The sequence below is a fragment of the Lacihabitans soyangensis genome (genome assembly GCF_024343775.1).
Taxonomy (GTDB): domain Bacteria; phylum Bacteroidota; class Bacteroidia; order Cytophagales; family Spirosomataceae; genus Leadbetterella; species Leadbetterella soyangensis.
The window spans coordinates 1-2,250 of record NZ_RJUF01000087.1; the positions used below are offsets into that span (position 1 = coordinate 1).

At 34.0% G+C, this 2,250-nt stretch carries 3 protein-coding genes; 1 reads left to right on the plus strand and 2 read right to left on the minus strand.

From position 1 onward, the window contains the following. A partial coding sequence (locus EGI31_RS14455; protein WP_255037915.1) for a group II intron maturase-specific domain-containing protein occupies positions 1–686 on the plus strand: 686 nt, incomplete at its 5' end. Positions 687–743: 57 nt separating this feature from the next. Here EGI31_RS14455 and EGI31_RS14460 read toward each other — a convergent pair. Then, complete coding sequence (locus EGI31_RS14460) at positions 744–1,871, minus strand: serine hydrolase domain-containing protein (RefSeq protein WP_255037916.1); 1,128 nt, start codon at positions 1,869–1,871, stop codon at positions 744–746. 30 nt (positions 1,872–1,901) lie between these two features. Then, positions 1,902–2,250, minus strand: a 349-nt coding sequence (locus tag EGI31_RS14465) for a hypothetical protein (protein ID WP_374760690.1), incomplete at its 5' end; no start/stop codon positions are given.

Below are 2,250 nucleotides of genomic sequence, written 5' to 3' on the forward strand. Positions count from 1 at the left end.
GCAAAGGACAAAAGTTTGTACGATATGCTGATGACTTTAGTATTTATACCAAAGGCAAACTCAGAGCAGAAACCATCAGAAACCAAGTTGTCAAATTCTTAAAAGACAAACTGAAACTTCCGATAAACGCTGAAAAGAGTGGCATCAGACGTCCTTCAAGCTTCCAAATATTGGGACATGGCTTTACGTCTAGCTTTGAGAACGGAGCAAAAGGCAAATATCAGATAGTAGTACTAGACAAAAGCTGGAAGAAGCTAAAAGCAAGTATCAAGGAAGTAACACGCAAAACTGCACCATTGAGTTTCGATGAACGTAACACAAAACTGAAACTACTGCAACGAGGATGGGTCAACTATTTCAAACTTGGAAATATAGGCAGCAAACTCAAAAGCATAGACAGTTGGACAAGAAACCGTTTACGATATTGCATTTGGACAGACTGGAAAAAGCCAGAACGGAAACGTAAGAACTTGATACGACTGGGAGTTCCACCAAGTAAAGCCTACCAATTTAGCAGAACCCGAAAAGGAGGATGGGTAATAGCCCAAAGTCCTATAATGGTAACAACTATCACACTAGAACGCCTAAGAAAAAGGGGATACGAAAGTATGAACGATTACTATGAAAAGGTAAGTTCGATGTTTAATGAACCGCTGTATACGAGACCCGTACGTACAGTGGTGTGAGAGCCTCTCCCTGCTAGGGTTTCCTAGTGGGGCAGGCTACTCGATTATATGCCGTTTTTATTCTTTCCAAGATTGAGTTCTGACTGTTCTAACCATCTTCATTCCAAAGGTTGTTACGTCAATAGCTTTATTTGATAATATAATTATTCCATATCTATTTGTCTTGTCGATTGCCAAAAAGCTTGAATAACCACCTGCCATTCCATTATGCCAAACTATTTCTTTATTACCAAGTAATTTGTCTGCACTTGAAGGTAAAATCCAACCTAAGCCAGTTTCTCCATTAAGTTGTCTTTGATGTGTCTTAATTAAAGATTTTGAAATAATTGTTTCGTTATCTTTCAAATTTGCTTTAATGAATTTAATCATATCAGATGCGTTAGACAAAAACGAACCTGCCCCTGTCAAAACATTGTCTGTCCATATAGGCGTTGGATTTCCGTTCTCATCATATCCCTGAACTATGAATTTTTGGTTACTGCTATCAATAGTAACAAATGTATTTTTCATTTGAAGAGGGTCAAGTAGTTTTTGAGTTACCAACTCCTCATATTTAGTACCACTTTTTATTTCTAATAAGTGTCCTAATAAACCCATTCCAAAATTTGAGTATTCGAAGTTTCCTTCAGCTTGTTTGGCTTCACAAGTTCTTAAATAATCATAGATGTCTTGTGTTACCAAGTCTTTGTAAGGATTTTTTTCATCATTCATTTTAGCAATAAATGAGTTCGGTAAAGATGGAAATCCTGAAAGATGTGTGGCCAAGTGCAATAATGTTGTATTTTGACCTAATGACGATATTTTTACTCTGTCAGTTAAAATTGTTTGAATTTTATCTTCAAGTTGTAATTGTTTTTCGTCAACAAGTAATTGTAAAGTCGAAGTAGTAAAAAGTTTACTTGTTGATGCTAATTCAAAAATGGAAAGGCTATCTGGCAAAATTTGTTTCTCTTTATTGATGGTGCCGTAACCTTTAATAAATGTTTTTCCATTTTTGACAATGCCAATTACAAGTCCAATTGAATTACCTTCCTGAATAAATTTGTTTGCCTGTTTGTCTATTGATATTTCAAGGTTTTTATTGTCAACTACATTGTTTGACTTATACTTAACATAAAAATATAAAGCAAATGCTAATACCGTAATTACCAAAATCACTATTCCAATTATTTTTATTGCTTTCATTGTCTAATTATTTGTGTTTGTCTTAGTTTTTTATACCATAAAAGTTTTGTCGATTATTGCTCTATCTGCCAAAATTTTTGACTTCTCCAATTTTCTCCTGTAATTCCAAATTGTCAAACTAATTAATGGTTGACCAATAGCAATCGGAATTATTAATAATAATACTTGGGGTAAAAATGGAAACAGTTTTGAATTGTTTACTAAGAATGCAGTTAATGCTGCAATGAAACCGTGAGACATTCTGAAAATATGAATGAATAGCCAATAGAGTTTATTAGTTGGTCTTTTGATATAGTTGTAAAGGTCAACTCCGCAACAATAAAGTCCGATTGTAGAGAATGAAAAAAGTACAATTGAATAAAATATGTCTGACGACAAA

Coding starts and splice junctions, on each gene's coding strand:
- EGI31_RS14460 (WP_255037916.1), bottom strand. CDS start 1,871: ATGAAAGCAATAAAAATAATTGGAATAGTGATTTTGGTAATTACGGTA.